General features: G+C 44.7%; 18 protein-coding genes, 1 tRNA gene and 1 other RNA gene. 17 read left to right on the forward strand and 3 right to left on the reverse strand.

Going from position 1 to position 20,472, the window contains the following annotated elements:
• Nucleotides 1-93: 93 nt before the first annotated feature.
• From T3H97_RS00940 to T3H97_RS00950, 3 genes are all read left to right on the forward strand, one after another.
• A complete protein-coding gene (locus T3H97_RS00940; protein ID WP_013368811.1) occupies nucleotides 94-363 on the forward strand; it encodes an HPr family phosphocarrier protein in 270 nt (89 codons plus the stop codon).
• Between the two features lie 273 nt (nucleotides 364-636).
• Entirely contained in the window at nucleotides 637-1,398 is a 762-nt protein-coding gene (locus tag T3H97_RS00945) for an SIMPL domain-containing protein (protein ID WP_328801432.1), read from the forward strand.
• A gap of 238 nt (nucleotides 1,399-1,636) precedes the next feature.
• A complete protein-coding gene (locus T3H97_RS00950; RefSeq protein WP_328801433.1) occupies nucleotides 1,637-2,746 on the forward strand; it encodes a PdaC/SigV domain-containing protein in 1,110 nt (369 codons plus the stop codon).
• Between the two features lie 123 nt (nucleotides 2,747-2,869).
• Here the strand turns inward: T3H97_RS00950 and clpP are convergent, their stop codons facing one another.
• Together clpP and T3H97_RS00960 are read right to left on the reverse strand one after the other, a co-directional pair.
• Complete coding sequence (clpP, locus tag T3H97_RS00955; RefSeq protein WP_013368815.1) at nucleotides 2,870-3,466, reverse strand: ATP-dependent Clp endopeptidase proteolytic subunit ClpP; 597 nt, start codon at nucleotides 3,464-3,466, stop codon at nucleotides 2,870-2,872.
• Between the two features lie 211 nt (nucleotides 3,467-3,677).
• Nucleotides 3,678-3,752 (reverse strand) — tRNA-Arg (locus tag T3H97_RS00960).
• A 269-nt stretch (nucleotides 3,753-4,021) separates the two neighbouring features.
• Between T3H97_RS00960 and T3H97_RS00965 the strand changes: the two genes are divergently transcribed.
• The 13 genes from T3H97_RS00965 (at nucleotide 4,022) to T3H97_RS01025 (ending at nucleotide 17,896) form a co-directional block, all read left to right on the forward strand.
• Complete coding sequence (locus T3H97_RS00965) at nucleotides 4,022-5,059, forward strand: sugar-binding transcriptional regulator (protein WP_013308261.1); 1,038 nt, start codon at nucleotides 4,022-4,024, stop codon at nucleotides 5,057-5,059.
• A gap of 93 nt (nucleotides 5,060-5,152) precedes the next feature.
• Nucleotides 5,153-6,163, forward strand: a complete 1,011-nt coding sequence (gene gap, locus T3H97_RS00970) for a type I glyceraldehyde-3-phosphate dehydrogenase (RefSeq protein WP_013308262.1) — start codon at nucleotides 5,153-5,155, stop codon at nucleotides 6,161-6,163.
• 120 nt (nucleotides 6,164-6,283) lie between these two features.
• Nucleotides 6,284-7,465, forward strand: a complete 1,182-nt coding sequence (locus tag T3H97_RS00975) for a phosphoglycerate kinase (RefSeq protein WP_013308263.1) — start codon at nucleotides 6,284-6,286, stop codon at nucleotides 7,463-7,465.
• A 53-nt stretch (nucleotides 7,466-7,518) separates the two neighbouring features.
• Complete coding sequence (gene tpiA, locus T3H97_RS00980; protein ID WP_013308264.1) at nucleotides 7,519-8,271, forward strand: triose-phosphate isomerase; 753 nt, start codon at nucleotides 7,519-7,521, stop codon at nucleotides 8,269-8,271.
• 1 nt (nucleotide 8,272) lies between these two features.
• Nucleotides 8,273-9,817 carry a 2,3-bisphosphoglycerate-independent phosphoglycerate mutase gene (gene gpmI / locus T3H97_RS00985; RefSeq protein WP_013308265.1) on the forward strand — a complete coding sequence of 515 codons (1,545 nt, stop codon included), beginning with the start codon at nucleotides 8,273-8,275 and terminating at the stop codon, nucleotides 9,815-9,817.
• 63 nt (nucleotides 9,818-9,880) lie between these two features.
• On the forward strand, nucleotides 9,881-11,167 hold the full coding sequence (gene eno / locus T3H97_RS00990) for a phosphopyruvate hydratase (protein ID WP_013308266.1): 1,287 nt from the start codon (nucleotides 9,881-9,883) through the stop codon (nucleotides 11,165-11,167).
• 341 nt (nucleotides 11,168-11,508) lie between these two features.
• Nucleotides 11,509-11,742, forward strand: coding sequence for a preprotein translocase subunit SecG (gene secG / locus T3H97_RS00995; RefSeq protein WP_013308268.1), 234 nt, complete (start codon nucleotides 11,509-11,511; stop codon nucleotides 11,740-11,742).
• A gap of 189 nt (nucleotides 11,743-11,931) precedes the next feature.
• On the forward strand, nucleotides 11,932-14,547 hold the full coding sequence (gene rnr / locus T3H97_RS01000; protein WP_328801434.1) for a ribonuclease R: 2,616 nt from the start codon (nucleotides 11,932-11,934) through the stop codon (nucleotides 14,545-14,547).
• Nucleotides 14,548-14,816: 269 nt separating this feature from the next.
• A complete protein-coding gene (gene smpB, locus T3H97_RS01005) occupies nucleotides 14,817-15,296 on the forward strand; it encodes an SsrA-binding protein SmpB (RefSeq protein ID WP_013308270.1) in 480 nt (159 codons plus the stop codon).
• Between the two features lie 250 nt (nucleotides 15,297-15,546).
• Nucleotides 15,547-15,911: a transfer-messenger RNA gene (gene ssrA, locus T3H97_RS01010) on the forward strand.
• Between the two features lie 267 nt (nucleotides 15,912-16,178).
• Entirely contained in the window at nucleotides 16,179-16,406 is a 228-nt protein-coding gene (locus T3H97_RS01015) for a DUF896 domain-containing protein (protein WP_190298397.1), read from the forward strand.
• 67 nt (nucleotides 16,407-16,473) lie between these two features.
• A complete protein-coding gene (locus tag T3H97_RS01020; RefSeq protein ID WP_190298398.1) occupies nucleotides 16,474-16,872 on the forward strand; it encodes a DoxX family protein in 399 nt (132 codons plus the stop codon).
• A gap of 73 nt (nucleotides 16,873-16,945) precedes the next feature.
• On the forward strand, nucleotides 16,946-17,896 hold the full coding sequence (locus T3H97_RS01025) for a ring-cleaving dioxygenase (RefSeq protein ID WP_328801435.1): 951 nt from the start codon (nucleotides 16,946-16,948) through the stop codon (nucleotides 17,894-17,896).
• 118 nt (nucleotides 17,897-18,014) lie between these two features.
• On the opposite strand, the gene T3H97_RS01030 is transcribed toward T3H97_RS01025, so the two are convergent.
• Nucleotides 18,015-19,166, reverse strand: coding sequence for a glycosyltransferase (locus T3H97_RS01030; protein WP_328801436.1), 1,152 nt, complete (start codon nucleotides 19,164-19,166; stop codon nucleotides 18,015-18,017).
• A gap of 353 nt (nucleotides 19,167-19,519) precedes the next feature.
• On the opposite strand from T3H97_RS01030, the gene T3H97_RS01035 reads away from it, so the two are divergent.
• The gene (locus T3H97_RS01035) at nucleotides 19,520-20,242 is read left to right on the forward strand and encodes a GntR family transcriptional regulator (RefSeq protein WP_023986502.1); all 723 of its coding nucleotides are present in this window, start codon (nucleotides 19,520-19,522) and stop codon (nucleotides 20,240-20,242) included.
• Nucleotides 20,243-20,472: the final 230 nt, after the last annotated feature.

A 20,472-nucleotide genomic window follows, 5' to 3' on the forward strand; every position in this document is an offset into this window, starting at 1 on the left:
TTTTCTAGTGTCTGTCCCGGGTTAATGTTATAATGTGATAAATAAAATGGAGTAAGTAGTGTCCAGATTTATTTGATGAGGGGGTAAGCTGACATGTCAAAACATCCGGTAGTCGTACGCTTGAAAACAGGACTGCACGCCAGACCTGCTGCGTTGTTCGTACAGGAAGCGAATAAATATTCATCTGAGATTTTTGTGGAAAAAGAAGACAAAAAGGTTAATGCCAAAAGCATCATGGGTATTATGAGTCTTGCCATCAGTACAGGTACTGAAATCAATATTAGTGCTGAAGGTGCGGACGCCGAACAGGCTGTAAACGCTTTAGTAAGTCTGGTTAGTAAGGTAGAGCTGGAAAATCAATAAACAAAGATTTACTTTGTAATATGGTGTATGCTCTTAGTGAAAAGCCCCTTCGGGGCTTTTTTTTGTATACAGAAAAAAGTCTTCGAACGCTCCTCCGTTAACTGTTCTATGTGTGGATTTGTTGAATATAGAGACCGTATTAAGTTCAAGTTATAAATAATTAAAATTCCCGTGGTCATGCTCTGTTTCGGAAATTTGTATGCTTGGCTGCAACCTTTTTCCGTCATTTCCGTCTGGAAGGTACAAACATTTACAAGAAAGAGGTTGAATTCAATGAGACTTTGGACAAAAACAGTAGCCACGGCAGTTCTCGCAGGAGCATTAATGGCAGGGGGAGTAGCAGGAGGATTATGGACAGGGGCAGATCGTGCTTATGCTGCGTCAACAGCTTCGACGGTAAACGGTGTAATTAATGTGACTGGAAGCGGGGAAGTATTGGCGAAGCCCGATATTGCTTATCTCTCTATCGGTGTACAATCGGAAGGGAATACGGCAGCCGCTGCTCAAAAAGCCAATGCTACAAAATTGAACAAGGTTACACAACTGCTGAAAGAAAAGTGGAGCATCAGCGCAGATGACATTCAGACCAGCCAGTTTTATGTACAGCCTAACTACACCTATAACGAAAAAGAAGGGCAGAAGCTCAAAGGCTACACTGCCAACCATACACTTTCCGTCAAATACCGCGATTTGGATAAAATCGGTCAGTTGTTGGATGAGGCGACCAAGTCCGGAGCCAATAACGTAGATAATGTACGTTTTTCCGTGGAAAATCCTTCGACTTATGAAGAAGAAGCCATTACTAAGGCATTGGGAAGCGCACAATCTAAAGCCAGTGCTGTAGCTAAAGCAGCCAAACGCGGGTTAGGTGCTCTTGTGAATGTGACGGTAGATGGCGGAGAAGCACAAGTCTTTACACAACGTGAAAATGCCATGTCAAAATCGCTCTTGGATGTAGCGGGTAGCGGGACAGAGATACAATCGGGGCAAGTAACAGTGACAGTTCAGGTATCGGCTCAATACGAAATGAACTAAAACGGGCCATCAAACGAAGCCACAAGCCGCCTGCATCATGCGCAGGTTGGCTTGCTGGCTCTTTTTGTATATCGAAACCTTTTTGTAATGAGTCTGTCATAGCTAAGGGTTAGTAGGTGTACATATTGAAATCGGAGAGTGTACAGATTGTAAACTACATACAATAGGGTATAGATATAATAAGAAAAGTAATTATTACGCATAGACAACACAATCAATAACAGGAGGAATACTTAATATGAGTAAGCATACGAAAAAATGGGGTTCAGCACTGCTGGCAGCAGGGATTTTCGCAGGAGTCGCAGCTGTTCCCGTTTCCTATATCCAGGCAGCACCGACCAAACAGCAGCAAGCGGCAACACAGCAACCGGGAATCGCCATCCAATGGAATGGTAAAACGTTGCCCGCTAAAGGTGTTAAAGTGAATGGGAGTACAATGATTCCGGTGGCCGCACTGCGTGACAGCCTGGGGATTCCAGTAAGCTATGATGCGAAAACAGCGACATATACTGTAGGTAGCGGGTACAATAAACTTTACATTATGGCTTCTTCCTCGGATGCCTACGTCAACGTCAATGGAATCAATACACGTAGCATGGATGCCAAACAGATCGCTGGGAAGCTATACATTCCTATGAGTCTGCTGAAAGACTATCTAGGCATAGATGCTCAATGGAATGCAGCTCAGAAAACAGTAACGCTGAGTAAAAGCCAGCTAAATTCGATCACAATTGCGTCTCAAACCCTTCCAGCTTCGAGTAATGCGAAGGTGTCCTACAAGATTAAGTACCCGCAAATCAGCGGCAGCCAGCTGAATCCTGAGGCTCAACAGGCCATTAACAATATGCTTAAAAAGCATGCAGAGGGTATATTGGCAGCAGGCAAAAAGATGATGGCTGAGGGAGAGGCTACAACAGAAAGACCGTATGAGTTCGGAAATGATTTTGCGATTGCCTATAACAAAGATGGTATTCTGAGTGTGATTATGCAGGATTACTCGTATACGGGTGGCGCACATGGCATGACAGCACGTAAAGGATATACGTTCTCGCTCGCTGATGGTAAACTGCTGCAATTGTCTGACGTATTGAAGGCAAATCCGAACTACAAAAAGTTCCTCAATGCTGATTTGAAGAAAAAAATCGATGCGCTTCAGGCTGGCGAAGGATTCGGCAAATTTAAAGAGCTGGCGGCAGATCAGAATTTTTATGTAACGAACAGTGGAGTGACAATTGTGTTTGATTTGTATGATTATGCGCCATACGCGTATGGAATTCCGGAGTTTACCTATTCGTTCGGTCAATTGCAGCCTCAAGGCGGAAAGCCTTTTGCGGGACAGAATGAATAGTAGAAATAAACAAGTCCAATTGTCTATAACCTAAAAACAATAAAGCAAAAAAGCTGCCTTTCGGATAAGAACATCCGGGGCAGCTTTTTCATTTATCAGCTATCGAGAGCCGAATTTCTTCTCTTATACACCTTCTGGAGAGGAGCTAGTTAGCACTTTATCAATAATACCGTATTCCTTGGCATCATCAGCAGACATGAAGTAGTCACGGTCTGTATCTTTTTCAATGCGCTCCAGTGGTTGGCCTGTGCGATCTGCGAGAATGCGGTTCAGTTTATCACGCATTTTCAGAATGCGGCGTGCGCGGATTTCGATATCCGTTGCCTGGCCTTGTGCACCACCCAGTGGTTGGTGAATCATAATTTCACTGTTTGGCAAAGCAAAACGTTTACCTTTGGCGCCTGCATTCAGCAAGAACGCGCCCATGGAAGCCGCCATACCTACGCAAATCGTAGATACGTCAGGTTTAATGTATTGCATCGTATCGAAAATGGCCATACCAGCTGTAATGGAACCGCCAGGACTGTTAATATACAAGTGAATATCTTTTTCAGGATCTTCGGCAGCCAAAAACAGCATTTGCGCAATTATAGAGTTGGCTACAACGTCATTGACGTCCGAGCCTAACAAAATAATGCGATCCTTCAACAGTCTGGAATAAATGTCATAGGCGCGTTCGCCGCGGTTACTTTGTTCTACTACCATAGGAACATAGCTCACGTCAAAAAACCTCCCTTAAATATCGTTATTGGATTTGGTGGACATGCCGATTACACGTCCCTTATTTATAAACTGTTACCGTATTAACCATATGATAAACAATTTCAAACAAAAAGTCAAAGAAAGTCAAACTAATGATTAAAAAAAAGAGCCCTCAGCGCTCTTATTGGTTAAAACACTATATAGAAGCATTTATGCGTTCATTTAAAAATGGCGCGCCCGCGAGGAATCGAACCTCGATCTCAGGCTCCGGAGGCCTACGTCATATCCGTTGGACCACGGGCGCATAGTTCAATCAATGCAAACAACTAACTAATTAAACAGCTAATTGGAAACAAAGATGATTATATGATATACAGCAGTGAATTGCAAGCTTTTATTAAATGCGCATATTCAGGCAAATGGTTGAGAAATATAGGTTCAGATAGACTTGCATGTGGAGCAAATATTGGTTAAGATATACGTGGGACTTAAAAAGTTATCCCGGGACGTTTTAAGACCAGTTAGAGATAGAGCATTAGAGACAGAACTTAGAAGTGTGCGGGAGTGGAAAGCATGCGAAAGATATTAGAAATACAGAAGCAGCTTCTGCCCGACCTCATGGATGTTTTGAAAAAAAGGTACACGATCCTGCATCAGATTATGCTGTCCGATGTTGTTGGACGCAGAACGCTGGCAGCTTCACTGAACATGACCGAGCGCGTGTTGCGCGCCGAAACCGATCTTCTTAAAGCTCAGGGGCTAATTGAGATTGAGAGTGTAGGCATGAAGGTGAGCAAAGCAGGACTGGATCTGCTGGAACAGCTGGAGCCGATTGCGAACAACTTGTTCGGCCTGTCCCAATTGGAGGACCAGATTCGTCAAGCCTATGGTTTGAGGAAGGTGGTTGTCGTTCCAGGGGATTCGGATGCTTCTCCGTTAACAAAGCAGGAGCTGGGGCGCGCTGGAGCAAAAGCGTTGCTGAGTGTTATGGACGACGAGGATGTGGTCGCTGTAACAGGTGGCACGACGATTGCCGACGTGGCGGAACAACTGGCACTACCTTCTAATGGCCCGCTTAAGGGTGGGTGGTTTGTACCGGCACGCGGGGGTTTGGGAGAAAGCATGGAAATGCAGGCCAACACAATTGCTTCCACAATGGCTCGCAAGGTAGGCGCTCAATACCGTCTGCTCCATGTACCGGATTTGCTCAGCAATCATGCTTACAACTCCTTGCTTGAAGATACGAACATTCAGGATATATTGAACCTGATTCGCGAGAGTCGTATCATCATTCACGGGATAGGCAACGCCATAGCGATGGCACATAGACGTAAACTTGATCCCGAAACCTTTGCCCAGATCAGCAGTGAGGGGGCCGTTGCCGAATCGTTTGGCTACTACTTTAACGAAGATGGCGTCGTTGTTCACAGAATGCTGACGCTTGGACTCCGATTGGAGGACATTAGGCGTACCGATACGGTTCTAGGTGTAGCTGGAGGCAAGAGCAAGGCGGCCGCTATTCATGCGGTACTGCGTTTCGGGCAAGAAGACATTCTAGTCACCGACGAAGGCGCTGCTGCCGAGATTGTAAGTCATTATTTAAATGGTTAATATGGATTTATGAATGGTGTTGTCTTGACAGGCTTTCGGGTCTGTCTTGAATATATAAAACTAAACTAAACGAACTTTGGGAGGAACTCACTCATGACAGTTAAAGTTGGTATTAACGGTTTCGGACGTATTGGACGCCTTGCTTTCCGCCGGATTCAAAACGTGGAAGGTATTGAAGTAGTAGCAATCAATGACTTGACAGATTCCAAAATGTTGGCACATTTGTTGAAATATGATACAACACAAGGTACTTTCCAAGGAGAAGTAGAAGTACATGACGGCTTCTTCAAAGTAAACGGTAAAGAAGTTAAAGTTTTGGCTAACCGCAATCCTGAAGAACTGCCTTGGGGAGACCTGGGTGTAGACATCGTTCTGGAATGCACAGGTTTCTTCACAACTAAAGAAGCTGCTGAGAAACATTTGAAAGGCGGCGCTAAAAAAGTTGTTATCTCCGCTCCAGCTACTGGCGACATGAAAACTGTCGTTTATAACGTAAACCATGAAATTCTGGACGGTACTGAAACTGTAATCTCCGGTGCTTCTTGCACAACAAACTGCCTGGCTCCTATGGCTAAAACACTGCAAGACAAATTCGGTATCATCGAAGGTTTGATGACTACAATTCACGCTTACACTGGCGACCAAAACACTTTGGATGCTCCACATGCTAAAGGTGACTTCCGTCGTGCTCGCGCAGCAGCTGAAAACATCATTCCTAACACAACTGGTGCTGCAAAAGCCATCGGTCTGGTAATTCCTGAGCTGAAAGGTAAACTGGATGGCGCGGCTCAACGTGTTCCAGTAGCAACTGGTTCCCTGACTGAGCTGGTAACAGTTCTGGAGAAAAACGTAACTGCTGAAGAAATCAACGCAGCGATGAAAGAAGCTTCCGATCCTGATACTTTTGGATACACTGAAGATCAAATCGTTTCTTCCGACATCAAAGGTATCACTTTCGGTTCTTTGTTTGATGCAACTCAAACTAAAGTTCTGACTGTTGGCGACAAACAACTGGTGAAAACTGTAGCTTGGTATGACAACGAAATGTCTTATACTGCACAATTGATCCGCACGTTGGAATACTTCGCAAAACTGGCTAAATAAGAACAGTCTTATTGAGCAATAACATAGAGCGGAAACAGGTTATTGTTTCCGCTCTTTATATATCAAATGTGCCTTAAATTCCTGTTTCGTAAAATTATAAGGGTGCGGAGGAATATGGAGATGAATAAAAAGAGCGTACGTGATATAGAACTGAATGGAAAACGGGTGTTTGTTCGTGTAGATTTTAACGTTCCGGTTGAGGACGGTAAAATTACGGATGACAAGCGTATTCGTGAAACCTTGCCAACCATTAACTACCTGATTGAAAAAGGTGCAAAAGTTATTTTGGCGAGTCACTTTGGACGTCCAAAAGGTCAGGTTGTTGAATCCATGCGTCTGACTCCTGTCGGCGTACGTTTGTCTGAACTGCTGAAAAAGCCAGTAGTTAAAGTGGACGAATCGGTAGGCGAAGCTGTTAAAGCGAAAGTGGCTGAACTGCAAAACGGCGACGTGCTGTTGCTTGAAAATGTACGTTTTTATGCAGGAGAAGAAAAGAATGATCCTGAATTGGCGAAGCAATTTGCTGAACTGGCCGACGTTTTCGTAAATGACGCATTTGGTGCGGCACACCGTGCTCATGCTTCCACTGAAGGTATCGCTCATATTCTTCCAGCTGTTTCCGGCCTGCTGATGGAAAGAGAATTGTCTGTCATTGGTAAAGCTCTGTCGAATCCAGACCGTCCTTTTACAGCCATTATCGGCGGTTCCAAAGTAAAAGACAAAATCGACGTGATCGACAACCTGCTGAACATTGCAGATAACGTAATCATTGGTGGCGGTTTGACTTATACATTCTTCAAAGCTCAAGGTCATGAAGTGGGTCAATCTTTGCTGGATGAATCCAAACTGGACGTAGCTCTTGGATTTATCGAAAAAGCGAAGAAGCTCGGCAAAAACTTCTATCTTCCGGTTGATATTGTTGTGTCTGACGATTTCAGCGCTACGGCGAACACAGACATTGTGGATATCGACGGCATTCCTGCAGATTGGGAAGGCGTGGACATCGGACCAAAAACACGTAAAATCTATGCAGATGTGATCAAAAACTCCAAACTGGTTGTATGGAACGGACCAATGGGCGTATTTGAAATCGAGCCTTTCGCTGGTGGTACTCGTGAAGTAGCGGAAGCTTGCGCAACAACAGAAGCATACACCATCATTGGTGGCGGTGATTCTGCAGCTGCGGCTGAAAAATTCCACTTGGCTGACAAAATGGATCATATCTCCACTGGCGGCGGCGCATCCTTGGAATTTATGGAAGGCAAAGCACTTCCGGGTGTTGTTGCACTGAACGATAAATAATCAAACGCACTAAATAAAGCTTTAGGGCACCTAATAGTTAGGAGTTGAAACCATTGAGAACACCGATTATCGCGGGTAACTGGAAGATGTTTAAAACCGTACCAGAAGCTAAAACTTTCATCGAAGAGATCAAAGGCAAAGCAGAGGTTGCAGGAGTGGAAAGCGTGATTTGCGCACCATTTACGAATCTTCCTGCTCTGGTTGAAGCAGTAAAAGGCACGTCTATTAAAATTGGCGCGCAAAACCTGCACTTTGCAGAAGATGGTGCATTTACAGGTGAAATTAGCGGTGGAATGCTGAAAGATCTGGGCGTGGACTACGTTGTGATCGGACACTCCGAGCGTCGTGAATATTTTAATGAAACAGACGAAACGGTGAACAAAAAGGTTCATGCAGCATTCCGTCATGGCCTGACTCCAATCGTGTGTGTAGGCGAAAAGCTGGAAGATCGTGAAGCTGGACAAACCAAAGAGGTTGTAAAAGTGCAAACTGTAGCAGCTTTTGCTGGTTTGGCTAAGGATCAGGCTGCACAAGTAGTTGTTGCTTATGAACCAATCTGGGCCATCGGAACAGGCAAATCCTCCACTTCGCAGGATGCGAATGAAGTGATTTCCTATATCCGCAGTCTGATTAAAGAGCTGTATGATGAAAATACAGCAAATGCTGTACGTATTCAGTATGGTGGCAGTGTAAAACCTGAAAATGTTACTGAGTACCTGGGTCAAAGCGATATCGACGGCGCGCTCGTGGGCGGTGCCAGTCTTCAACCGGCGTCGTACATCGCGCTTGTTGAGGGGGCGAAGTAAGATGACAGCACCAAAACCGGTAGCTTTAATTATTATGGACGGGTTCGGACTGCGTGACACCGTGGAAGGCAATGCGGTTGCACAGGCCAACAAACCGAATTACGACCGGTATTTACAGCAATATCCTCATACAACGCTGACGGCTTCTGGCGAAGCAGTAGGTTTGCCGGAAGGACAAATGGGTAACTCTGAAGTGGGTCACTTGAACATCGGCGCAGGCCGAATCGTATATCAAGACTTGACTCGTATTTCGAAGTCCATCCGTGAAGGTGAATTCTACGACAATGAAACACTGGTTAAAGCAGTGCAACATGCCAAGAAGAACAACACGAAACTTCACCTGTACGGACTTCTGTCCGACGGCGGCGTGCATAGCCATATCAGCCATCTGTTCGCTATGCTGGATTTGGCGAAAAAAGAAGGCTTAACAGAAGTGTACATTCATGCTTTCATGGATGGACGCGACGTTATGCCTGACAGCGGTGTAGGCTTCATGCAGCAGCTGATCGCTAAAATTCAAGAAGTGGGCGTAGGCAAAATTGCGACTGTACAAGGACGCTATTATGCTATGGACCGCGACAAACGTTGGGAACGTGTAGAGAAATCCTACCGTGCAATCGTATACGGAGAAGGTCCTCAATACACAGATCCAATGGAAGCATTGAAAGAATCGTATGAAAAATCAGTGTTCGACGAATTTGTGGAGCCAACTGTTATTGTGAAGGCTGACGGAAGTCCTGTAGGGCTGGTCGAAAGCAATGACTCTGTTATCTTCCTCAATTTCCGTCCTGACCGTGCGATTCAACTGTCTCAGGTATTTACAAACGCGGACTTCCGTGGTTTTGACCGTGGCCCGAAATGGCCTAAAGATTTGCACTTTGTTTGCCTGACGTTGTTCAGCGAAACGGTTGAAGGCTTTGTAGCTTACGAACCGAAAAACCTGGATAACACGTTTGGTGAAGTGTTGGTTCAAAACAACAAAAAGCAATTGCGTATTGCTGAGACTGAAAAATATCCGCACGTTACTTTCTTTTTCAGTGGTGGGCGCGATGTGGAGCTTCCTGGCGAAACTCGTATTTTGATCAACTCGCCTAAAGTGGCTACATATGACTTGCAGCCGGAAATGAGTGCGTATGAAGTAGCGGATGCTGCTGTTAAGGAAATCGAAGCCGACAAGCATGATGCGATTATCCTGAACTTTGCCAATCCGGATATGGTTGGACACTCCGGTATGCTGGAGCCAACGATTAAGGCGGTAGAGACGACGGATGAATGTGTTGGACGTGTTGTAGATGCGGTTAAAGCCAAGGGCGGCGTGGTTATTATCATTGCTGACCATGGTAACGCGGATATGGAAATTGATGAGCAGGGACGTCCGTTCACAGCTCACACAACTAATCCGGTTCCGTTCATTTTGACTGATGAAAATATCGTTTTGCGTGAGCATGGAATACTGGCTGACGTAGCTCCAACGCTTCTGGATTTGATGCAACTTCCGCAACCTGCGGAAATGACAGGAAAATCTATGATTGCATCCCGCAAGTAAGCTTGATTTAATAAGTATAGGCTTGACCAATAAATCATGATTCACAAAGGAGATTAAGTACAAATGACTATTATTTCTGACGTGTACGCTCGCGAAGTCCTCGACTCCCGTGGTAACCCTACGGTTGAAGTTGAAGTATATCTGGAATCCGGTGCTATCGGTAGTGCTATCGTTCCTTCCGGTGCCTCCACAGGCGCTCACGAAGCTGTAGAGCTTCGTGATAACGACAAATCCCGTTACCTGGGTAAAGGCGTTCTGCAAGCTGTTAAAAACGTGAACGAAATTATTGCTCCTGAAGTAATCGGCTTGGATGCTGTGAACCAAGTAGAAATCGACACACTGATGATCAAATTGGATGGTACACATAACAAAGGTAAATTGGGTGCAAACGCAATTCTGGCAGTATCCATGGCTGTAGCTCGCGCTGCTGCTGAAGCTCTGGGCTTGCCACTGTACACTTACCTGGGCGGATTCAATGCTAAACAATTGCCAGTACCAATGATGAACATCGTTAACGGTGGCGCTCATGCCGACAATAACGTTGACGTACAAGAGTTCATGGTTCTGCCTGTAGGCGCTCCTACATTCAAAGAAGCTCTGCGTGTAGGCGCAGAAATCTTCCACAATCTGAAATCCGTACTGAACTCCAAAGGTTTGAACACAGCTGTTGGGGATGAAGGTGGTTTTGCTCCTAACTTCAAATCTAACGAAGAAGCTCTGTCCACTATTATCGAAGCGATCGAAAAAGCTGGTTACAAACCAGGTGTTGACGTATTCCTCGGTATGGACGTTGCTTCCACTGAGTTCTTCAAAGATGGAAAATATACTTTGGAAGGCGAAGGCAAATCCTTCACTTCTGCTGAGTTCGTTGACCTGCTTGCTTCTTGGGTTGATAAATACCCAATCATCACTATTGAAGATGGTTGCTCCGAAGATGACTGGGAAGGTTGGAAATTGCTCACTGAAAAATTGGGCAACAAAATCCAATTGGTTGGTGACGACCTGTTCGTAACAAACACAGAGCGTCTGGCTAAAGGTATCGATGAAAACATCGGTAACTCCATCCTGATCAAAGTAAACCAAATCGGTACGCTGACTGAAACATTCGATGCTATCGAATTGGCTAAACGTGCAGGATACACAGCTGTTATCTCTCACCGTTCCGGTGAATCCGAAGACAGCACAATCGCTGATATCGCTGTTGCAACAAATGCAGGCCAAATTAAAACAGGTGCTCCTTCCCGTACTGACCGTATTGCGAAGTACAACCAATTGCTCCGCATTGAGGATCAACTGGGTGAACTGGCTCAATACCACGGCCTGAAATCTTTCTACAACCTGAAAAAATAATATTGCGCAAAAATGCTGATGGCGTCTCTTGACTCATGGTTTATGATCATGAAGTCTGAACGCTCAAAGCTTTTACGCATGAATAAAACAGGCCTACTCGCCACCGCGAGCAGGTCTGTTTTTTGTTATTATGGATGTGTATGAGAATTTATAACTTTGCAAAGGCTTAATGGCTGAGTGACTTGCTATAGCAGTTGTTATCTACTGGAAGCTGTGGTAGAATAAAAATAGTGTTTTGCGTTAATTTCCGGCTATTTATAACATGATATGTACATGTTTTCATAAAAGAGGCTGTGTTGTTTTGCAAAACAGATGTATAAGCTCAGGAGGTGGGATTTTTCATGGAAATCTTTTTGAAAGTGCTGCTCGTTGTGTTCTCGATTGCTGTTATTGCGGTTGTTTTACTGCAAAAGGGGAAAAGCGCAGGTTTGTCCGGTGCCATCTCTGGCGGTGCTGAGCATCTGTTCGGCAAGACAAAAGCTCGCGGTATGGATTTGATTTTACAACGCGCAACTGCTGTTTTGGGTGCGGGTTTCATGATCGTTTCTGTTTTAGTTGCATTTTTTGCAAAATAAGATAAATATGTACCTTAAGCCTTCGTTTCGCGGGAAACGGGGGCTTTTTTTAGATTTTGGACAGGCAGGGATGCCGTCGATTAAATTCGTGTATACTAGGGTATGAGTATATTAAGAGCCTTGTATCAGGAGCAAGGACATGCGGATTTTATTACTGAAAATTAAAGGTCACCCGAGGTGGACAATATTATGATAACAGAGCAACAACTACTCGATTTTATGCGCGAGACCGCATACAAACCCATGACTTACCAGGAGCTAGAGCAGCACTTTGATATTAAGGATGCGGAAGATTTCCGTGAATTTCTTAAGCTTTTGAATGCCTTGGAGGAAGAGGGGAAAATTCTGCTGACCCGCACAAACCGTTATGGCGTGCCGGAACGGATGGATTTGCAGCGTGGGCGTTTGCAGGCTCATGCCAAGGGATTTGCTTTTTTGATTCCAGAGGACCGGGAGCACCCGGATGTATATATTCATGCGAACGACTTAAAGAGTGCGATGAATGGAGATACGGTACTGGTAAGAGTGACGTCGAAGGGACCTGCGGGTGGCCGATTAGAAGGCGAAGTTGTGCGGATCGTGAAGCGCGCAGTGCTTCAAGTAGTAGGCGTGTTTCAGAGCCACGAAGCATACGGTTTTGTTTTGCCGGATGATAAGCGCATTAACCGGGATATTTTCATTCCAAAGGATAGCTTCAACGGAGCTGTGAACGGCCAAAAGGTCGTTGTGCGCATTGTGAGCTATCCAGAAGGACGAGCTGCGGCGGAAGGCGAAGTGTTGGAGGTTTTGGGTCATAAGGATGATCCAGGCGTTGACATTTTGTCCGTTATTCGCAAGCATCAGCTTCCGGAAGCTTTTCCAGATGAAGTGACAGCGGAAGCGGAGAATGCTCCCGACGCGATTACGGAAGAAGAGATTGTACGTCAGGGACGGCGCGATCTGCGTGATAAGATCATTGTTACCATTGATGGTGAGGATGCCAAGGACCTGGATGATGCTGTCAATGTAGAGCGCATGCCGAACGGAAACTACCGTCTGGGCGTTCATATTGCCGACGTAGGGTATTATGTGCGTGAGAACTCCAAGCTGGATCAGGAGGCATATAACCGCGGTTGTAGCGTTTATTTGGTTGACCGTGTCATTCCTATGCTTCCACATCGACTTTCGAACGGAATATGTTCTTTGAATCCACAGGTGGATCGACTGACTTTATCCTGTGAGATGGAATTCAATGAGCATATGAAGGTTGTAAAGCATGATATTTTCACCAGTGTGATTAAAACGAAGGAACGGATGACGTACACTAACGTTCGCAAAATCCTCGAAGAGGAAGATGCTGAACTGATGGAACGGTACAAGGATCTCGTTGAAGTATTCGGCACGATGAAGGAATTGGCATTGAAGCTGCGTGCTAATCGAATGCGCCGAGGCGCGGTTGATTTTGACTTTGATGAAGCCAAAGTAATTGTGGATGATGAAGGCAAGGCCGTCGATATTGTGAAGCGGGATCGTACGATAGCTGAACAAATTATTGAAGAGTTTATGTTGGCGGCCAATGAAACGGTAGCCGAACATTTCCATTGGCTCAAAGTACCTTTCTTGTACCGGATTCATGAGGACCCAGATCCAGAGAAGCTGCAAAACTTTATGGCCTTCGCTGCTAATTTTGGGCACCAGATCAAAGGTAGAGGAAATTCCATTCATCCGCGTGCACTGCAAACGTTGCTAGAAGACATTCAGGGTACGAAGGAGCAAACCGTGCTTAGCACGATGATGCTGCGTTCGATGAAGCAGGCAAAGTATGATGCGGAGTCGACAGGGCATTTTGGATTGGCAGCGGAGTATTACTCTCATTTTACATCCCCGATTCGTCGTTACCCTGACTTGGTGATTCACCGTGTCATTCGTGAGGTATTGGAGAATGGAGGGGCTTTAACAGCCGAGCGTCAGGAATATTTGACTGCACGTATGCCTGATATTGCGCAGCAATCTTCCGAGCGTGAGCGTGTGGCTGTGGATGCAGAGCGTGATACAGAGCAGATGAAAAAGGCTGAATACATGCTGGACAAGGTCGGCGAGGAATTCGAGGGGATCATCAGCAGTGTAACCAGCTTTGGGATGTTTATTGAGCTCGACAATACGGTGGAAGGCCTGACGCGTCTGAGTGCGCTTACGGACGACTATTATCATTTTGATGAGCAGCATATGGCGTTGATTGGCGAACGCACCTCCAAGGTCTTCCGTATTGGGGATGAGGTTAAGGTTCGGGTCGCGCGCGTGAATATGGAAGATTACACAATTGACTTTGAACTCGTCGATATGAAGCAACGGCAACGCCGTGAACGCACGGGCGGTACAGGACAGGGCGGAGACTTTGCGCGTGGCGAGAGCCGTGGTAAAGGCAAAGGCCGAGAAGGGCGTGACCGCAAGGGCGGCAAGGACAATACTGGCAAAGAGCGTAAAGGCAGTCGTGATGTTACCGGGAAGCCAAAAGAGGCTGGCGCAGGTAACGGAGGTATTAGCACCGCAGGTCGCTCCGGGCGCGGCGGCGGAAACGGAACTGGAGCCGGATCAGCTAGCAGCTTCGGCTTTGGCAGTGGCAAGGGCGGGTATAACTCGCCAGCATCCGGGGCAAGCAAGCGACGGAAGAAGACGTCTGCCAGCGGTATTTTCATCGGCGGAGCAGCTACACCAGGTAGTGATGCCAGACCAAATGGTGAAGGCGCAGCACGTCGCAAGCGGAAGAATAAGGGTGGCAGTGGCGGCAATAGCACCGCGGGCTTTGTGCGGAAAAAGAAGAAGTAGGTAGCTAGAGCTTACTTACTTTGAAGGCTGGAGCTTCCATTGCAGTGAATGAAGCTGACTTGAAGCATAAGTTATACGGGCGGTTTCTGTCTGCTGTATTGGATGGAAGCCGCTTTGTTTTAAGTGTGATGTAAGTGTAAGTTAGCTTGACCTTTCTTGCTTTTACCATCTGAAATTTGTTACAATATATTTCTAGGCGGCTCTTTGTAGCCAGATTTTGATGCCTAGATTTCAAGAGTGAATTACGTTATTCATAAGGAGTGGTATTCATGGGTAAGAAGGCAGACGGGAAAGTGCTCGCCCAGAACAAAAAAGCTTCCCATGACTATTTTATTGAGGACACCTACGAAGCGGGCATGGTATTAACGGGAACGGAAATTAAGTCTCTACGGAATGGTCGCTCCAATATAAGTGATGCATTTGCTACGATCCGTAATGGCGAAATTCATATTCACAATATGCATATCAGTCCCTTTGAGCAAGGCAATCGTAATAATCCTACTGATCCGACGCGTACGCGTAAGTTGCTATTGCATAAAGAGCAGATTCGCAAGCTTATCGGTTTGTCCAAGCAGGAAGGCTACACGATTGTACCGCTCAAGATTTACGTTCGCAACGGTTATGCCAAGCTTTTGCTCGGATTGGGCAGAGGTAAAAAGCAGTATGATAAACGTGATGCTGCGGCTAAACGTGATGCACAACGTGATATCCAACGCGCTTTGCGTGAGAAGCAGAAAATTGCAAGATAAGTTGCTGTATTATTGGGTATGGTACAAATTACGTGGAGAAGTTACTTGTTCCTGTAATGGTGCTATTTTATAAGGCTTAAATAGCTTCATTTCGTTTCGTAATGACCTGTAATATGGTATACTAACGAAGTAGTCAGTTTTAAAGCTTTTAACTTTGTTCGAGTGTTGAATCCTAGGATTCAGCTTTTGATATTATGCATGCTTATGCTCCGGTATTTCCGGTTTTATCCGTGGAGCCCTTTTATAATAAGGGGGCGTTTATGGATTCGACGGGGATAGTTCGAGCATGGGTAGCGGGTAGTGGGGACGCGTCCGCTTCATCAACGCTAAAGCCTATTAAACGGCAAACAACAAAACAACTACGCTTTCGCAGCCTAAGAAACTGTGTGCGTGCTTCTACTCTGCATCGCCCATGTGACAGGGATAGGGGCTAACAAATAGTGGGATACGCTGTCTCATCTCCGCCTGTGGTGAGCTGAAGAAGATAATCAGGCTGACCCAACGTATAGCCGGTTACGGGGCGATACTCGGGTGACATCAAAACTGTGACTACACCCGTAGAAGCTTATGTGTCGTTATCTTCGGACAGGGGTTCGACTCCCCTCGCCTCCATTTGAGTAAGACAAGAAAGCCATCAGCCAGTGATTCTGGTTGGTGGCTTTTTATTATGTCTCTAGTAATTGAGTTGAAGAGGTTTTACACAACATGTAGCTTGAAGGTGTCTCTAAGTGTTCCTGCTGCTTTTTCACCGTAAGCAACCCAAGGATTGATCTTCTTTTAGAAAAAGTATTGACACGGATAGAAAAGTATTATATCTTTATATCAAGATAAATAAATTAAAGATAAAAACAATCAGAAAATTTTGAATAGGGAGGTATACACATGATCACCATTTTAGAAAGAATTAATCAGCTCGCAAAAAAAGCAAAGGAAGTCGGATTAACTGAAATTGAAAAAACGGAACAAACGGATCTTCGCAAAGAATACCTTCAAATCTTTCGGGGTTCTGTACAGAGCATTCTCTTGAATGCTACGATTTATGATCCGAATGGAGATGATGTTACTCCTGAAAAACTTAGAAAAGAACAGGCCCGTGTCACTAAGCAATAGATTTAATTTCGTCTAATATCTCTAATTTAATAATCTTTGAATGAATATAATATGGAGAGTGATTTTTATGTTGGCAAGTGGATTGTTACTGATACGTTTGGTGGTTGGATTGTTATTGGTGGGGCACGGAGCACAGAAACTTTTTGGCTGGTTTGGCGGTTATGGCCCAAAAGGTACCGGCGGTTGGATGGAATCGATCGGAATTAAGCCCGGGGTATTCATGGCAGTGTCTGCTGGGTTGATGGAATTGTTGGGAGGAGCTCTATTTGCTGTAGGATTGCTCACTCCACTGGCTGCATTGTTGATTACGGCGACTATGCTCGGAGCAATTTTCAAAGTACATGGCCCAAACGGGATCTGGGCAACAGCTAATGGCTATGAATATCCGCTAGTTCTTATTGCAGTCGTAATAGGTATTGCGTTGACAGGAGCAGGTTCATATTCCATTGATGCAATCCTTAATTAATACATGAACTTAGGTCATTAAAAGTCATCAACAATAAAAAACAAAGGTTTCTACAATTAAAGGAGGGTTTCATATGTCACTTCAAACTACAGGTATCCATCATATTACAGCTTTTGCCAGTAATCCGCAGGGAAATGTCGACTTCTATGCCGGCGTCCTGGGACTTCGGTTAGTGAAGAAAACGATCAACTTCGATGCTCCTGAGGTTTACCACTTGTACTTTGGCAACGATGCAGGAAGTCCTGGAACGATCATTACTTTTTTCCCTGCACCAGGAACTCCCAAAGGGCGAATCGGAGGTGGCCAGGTGGGCATAACCTCGTATGTGGTACCCCCAGGTTCACTTGATTTTTGGCAGCATCGTTTGCAAAGCTTTGATATTCAAGTTACGAAAACGAGCCGTTTTGCTGAACAATATCTTCAATTTGAGGATAATGAGGGCTTACGCCTTGAGCTTGTCGAGCGTGAAGCGGGAGCGAATAGTACTTGGTCTTACGGTGGCATTTCAGCCGATAAAGCAATTAAGGGGTTTGGAGGTGCCGTGCTATTTAGTGTCAATCCACAGAGAACGATGGATGCATTGGAGAGCATACTCGGATTTACGAAAATCGCTGAAGACGCCGAATATGCGCGTTATCAGTCCGTAGGAGAAATCGGCAACATCGTGGATGTTCCACTCGCCAAAATGGGTCTAGGCTTTGGTGGAGCAGGCACGGTACATCACATTGCATGGCGTGCAAAAGATTTCGAACAACATGAAGAATGGAGAAGCGCAGTCCAGCATTATGGCTATCAGCCGACTCCAATCATAGACCGCCAATATTTTAATGCTATATATTTCAGAGAAGCGGGCGGCATATTATTTGAAATTGCAACAGATCCACCGGGATTTGCTAACGATGAACCTGCTGAATCTTTGGGGCAGAAATTAATGCTGCCAGAGTGGTATGAACCGCAGCGGGCTCAAATCGAGGCCAATCTGCATCCTATTAAAGTGATAACATTAACGGAAAAACAAAAGTAAGAAAAAGTTGCATATGACTCTTCCATAAGACAGCTTGCCGAGTTTGGCCTGCTCCCATATGGAGGAGTCTTTTTATTACGGGAAAAATTCATGTGTCTCGTGCCCTTCCAGCCTCTTGCTATTCCACCAGCTTTTCAGACTTCACTAGCATTTCTCGTAATACGTGAGCGACTCGACTTTTCCGGTTCGCTGCTTTCCTTTTTATCAAGTGTAATGATTTTTTGTATGCATGAGTATGGCCTTGGTCGTAGAACTGCTTGGCTGCAATGCGTAGTGTTCTTCTTAATAACAGTGCTGATGAGCGTGTTAACCTAGAGCGGAATCCCCTGCGCAATACCCGCAATGTATTTTTGTAGGTCTCAAAATCCTCGGATGGAGGGATAAGGGCGAATAAATTTAACGAGGAGTCATTGAATCCGTAGGTTTCATACATGATTCTCAGATTTTCCGTATTTAACACGTTACCTCTGAGATAGGTGGGATGTTCCTGATGGTATCCGACCACTTCTTTTATGCAATAAAAAGGGATCTTCAAGCGATGCAGTCTATAGCCAAGGTCCCAGTCTTCGAGTCCATAGAGCACAAACCGTTCATTGAAACCTCCAATACGAATCAAGTGACTGCGTCTGATGGCTACACAACGAGTAACCAGCAGCATCCAGGGGGCTACGTCCGTTGAGGCAAATTGTTTCTGCGTATGGGGAGGAACCCTTGTGGGACTAACTACTTTAGACAGTGCACCCGTTTGGTGAAGGATATCTTCTGGGGTTATGATCGGAGTAATTTCGTTCGCTGCTTCATAGTCAGCATTCCATAAGTTGGACTGCGTAAGTATGTTGCGACATTGTTCTTTTTCTTCAGGAGAAAAGTCAGGGTAATAATGGGTAAAAGCATCGTCCCACGAGTGAGGAATGCCTGAAAGCACGGACTTGGGATATTTACGGTGATAACGGCTCACGATCCTAATAAATTCCGGTAATACTACAAAGTCAGCGTCGCAGAAGATGATGTATAACCCTTTTGCACGGCGCAGTCCCAAATTTCGAACGGCAGATCGACCGCGTTGTTCCTGATGTGACACATAGATAAGAGGATAGGATGCTTTGAAGCCTTCGACCATTTCTTTCGTTCCATCTGTAGAACCGTCATCAGCTACAATGACTTCGAATAGTTGCTTTGGATAGGTTTGTGTCTCAAATGAAGCGAGTGTAAGCAACAATTGCTGGACTCGATTATAGGTTGGAATGATGACGCTGTAGCGGATAGCCAATATGATCTCCCCCCCACCATTCTTATTAGTGAACGTATGAACAAGATAAATAATAACAATGTATTCAAGGATTTTAGCCTGGTCTAGTCAAACATCCCTCAAGGTTCGAAACAGGCTTGGTCTTATTACCGATATTAAGGTGGGGGGTTCTGTATTTTCTGCTGTTTTGCAGGTACGTTCAGTGGTGTTATGTATGTGTAATCATGGTATTATGCATAGAGATGTAAAGTAAAAGCGAGGGCACTTCCTATCCGCTGAAAGCCCACTCATCATATAGAAACAAACATGAGATGAAATGGGCAAGTTATGGTAAACTATATAGAGTTATAGAAGACCTGAAAGAGGAGTACTATATGACACAATTTGTCTATAAGCAAATTATTGACGATCTCAAGATGAAAATTTTTGCTGGAAAGTTTGCAGATATGAGATTGCCAGATGAACGTAGTCTTAGTGAGACTTACCAGGTTAGTCGTAGTTCAATTAAACGTGCTCTGACTAAAATGGAGAATGTCGGAATCATTTTCAAAAAACAAGGTTCCGGGACATTTATTAATCCATTATACATAAGAAATGAATCTATCTTTAACTATGAAGGCTCTAATCTAGGGGTCACTGATAATTTTCAAATGCATGGTAAAAAGCCAAAAATCAAAGTATTGAGTTTTGAGGTCATTCCGCCAACAGAAGAGCTACAGCGCGATTTGTTCTTGGAGACTCATGATTTTGTTTACAAAATTGTTCGCTTACGTCTATTTGATGATGATCCTTTTATGATTGAAACGGGCTATATCCCCATTAAAATTGTCCAAAATTTAAATCAGACAATTATCGAGGGGTCCATTTTTAATTATTTGGAAGACTCGCGGAACTTGGCCGTCACCAAATCTTTTTTATCCATTTTTGCAGAACCGTCCCAAGAGAATGATCAAAAGCTGCTACATTTAAATGAAAATGAGCCTGTAGGTATTATGGAAGGTGTGTTCTTTTTAGATAACGGTACGCCATTTGAGTTTTCTCATATGCGATTTCATTACAAATATTTAAAATTTAATACCTTTGTATCGGTTCACTAATGATAAGACTGGAGAATTCTCCAGTCTTTTTTTTATGGTTTTTAGAAAAGGGTTGGAGCCTGCGATAGCTTCGTTTATAACAAATTTTATTGGTTTATACTTCTATATATTTTAATGTAAGAGCTTTTTTACTGTCTTTTTAATTTATATTTCATAGTATGTTCAAAATTTCACAAAATTGGACCGTATCACTTGTGAAAAAGGTTGAATTTAATCGGCGCAGCGTTATG

The sequence above is a fragment of the Paenibacillus sp. LX16 genome, assembly GCF_036252815.1.
GTDB classification, from domain to species: domain Bacteria; phylum Bacillota; class Bacilli; order Paenibacillales; family Paenibacillaceae; genus Paenibacillus; species Paenibacillus polymyxa_B.

Excerpts from the sequence above, each read along its gene's own strand:
- T3H97_RS01020 (WP_190298398.1), top strand. The coding sequence starts at position 16,474 with ATGTTGGCAAGTGGATTGTTACTGATACGTTTGGTGGTTGGATTGTTA.
- T3H97_RS00975 (WP_013308263.1), top strand. The coding sequence starts at position 6,284 with ATGAATAAAAAGAGCGTACGTGATATAGAACTGAATGGAAAACGGGTG.
- T3H97_RS00950 (WP_328801433.1), top strand. The coding sequence starts at position 1,637 with ATGAGTAAGCATACGAAAAAATGGGGTTCAGCACTGCTGGCAGCAGGG.
- smpB (WP_013308270.1), top strand. The coding sequence starts at position 14,817 with ATGGGTAAGAAGGCAGACGGGAAAGTGCTCGCCCAGAACAAAAAAGCT.
- T3H97_RS01025 (WP_328801435.1), top strand. The coding sequence starts at position 16,946 with ATGTCACTTCAAACTACAGGTATCCATCATATTACAGCTTTTGCCAGT.
- T3H97_RS00940 (WP_013368811.1), top strand. The coding sequence starts at position 94 with ATGTCAAAACATCCGGTAGTCGTACGCTTGAAAACAGGACTGCACGCC.
- eno (WP_013308266.1), top strand. The coding sequence starts at position 9,881 with ATGACTATTATTTCTGACGTGTACGCTCGCGAAGTCCTCGACTCCCGT.
- gpmI (WP_013308265.1), top strand. The coding sequence starts at position 8,273 with ATGACAGCACCAAAACCGGTAGCTTTAATTATTATGGACGGGTTCGGA.
- T3H97_RS00965 (WP_013308261.1), top strand. The coding sequence starts at position 4,022 with ATGCGAAAGATATTAGAAATACAGAAGCAGCTTCTGCCCGACCTCATG.
- gap (WP_013308262.1), top strand. The coding sequence starts at position 5,153 with ATGACAGTTAAAGTTGGTATTAACGGTTTCGGACGTATTGGACGCCTT.
- T3H97_RS01015 (WP_190298397.1), top strand. The coding sequence starts at position 16,179 with ATGATCACCATTTTAGAAAGAATTAATCAGCTCGCAAAAAAAGCAAAG.
- rnr (WP_328801434.1), top strand. The coding sequence starts at position 11,932 with ATGATAACAGAGCAACAACTACTCGATTTTATGCGCGAGACCGCATAC.
- T3H97_RS01035 (WP_023986502.1), top strand. The coding sequence starts at position 19,520 with ATGACACAATTTGTCTATAAGCAAATTATTGACGATCTCAAGATGAAA.
- secG (WP_013308268.1), top strand. The coding sequence starts at position 11,509 with ATGGAAATCTTTTTGAAAGTGCTGCTCGTTGTGTTCTCGATTGCTGTT.
- T3H97_RS00945 (WP_328801432.1), top strand. The coding sequence starts at position 637 with ATGAGACTTTGGACAAAAACAGTAGCCACGGCAGTTCTCGCAGGAGCA.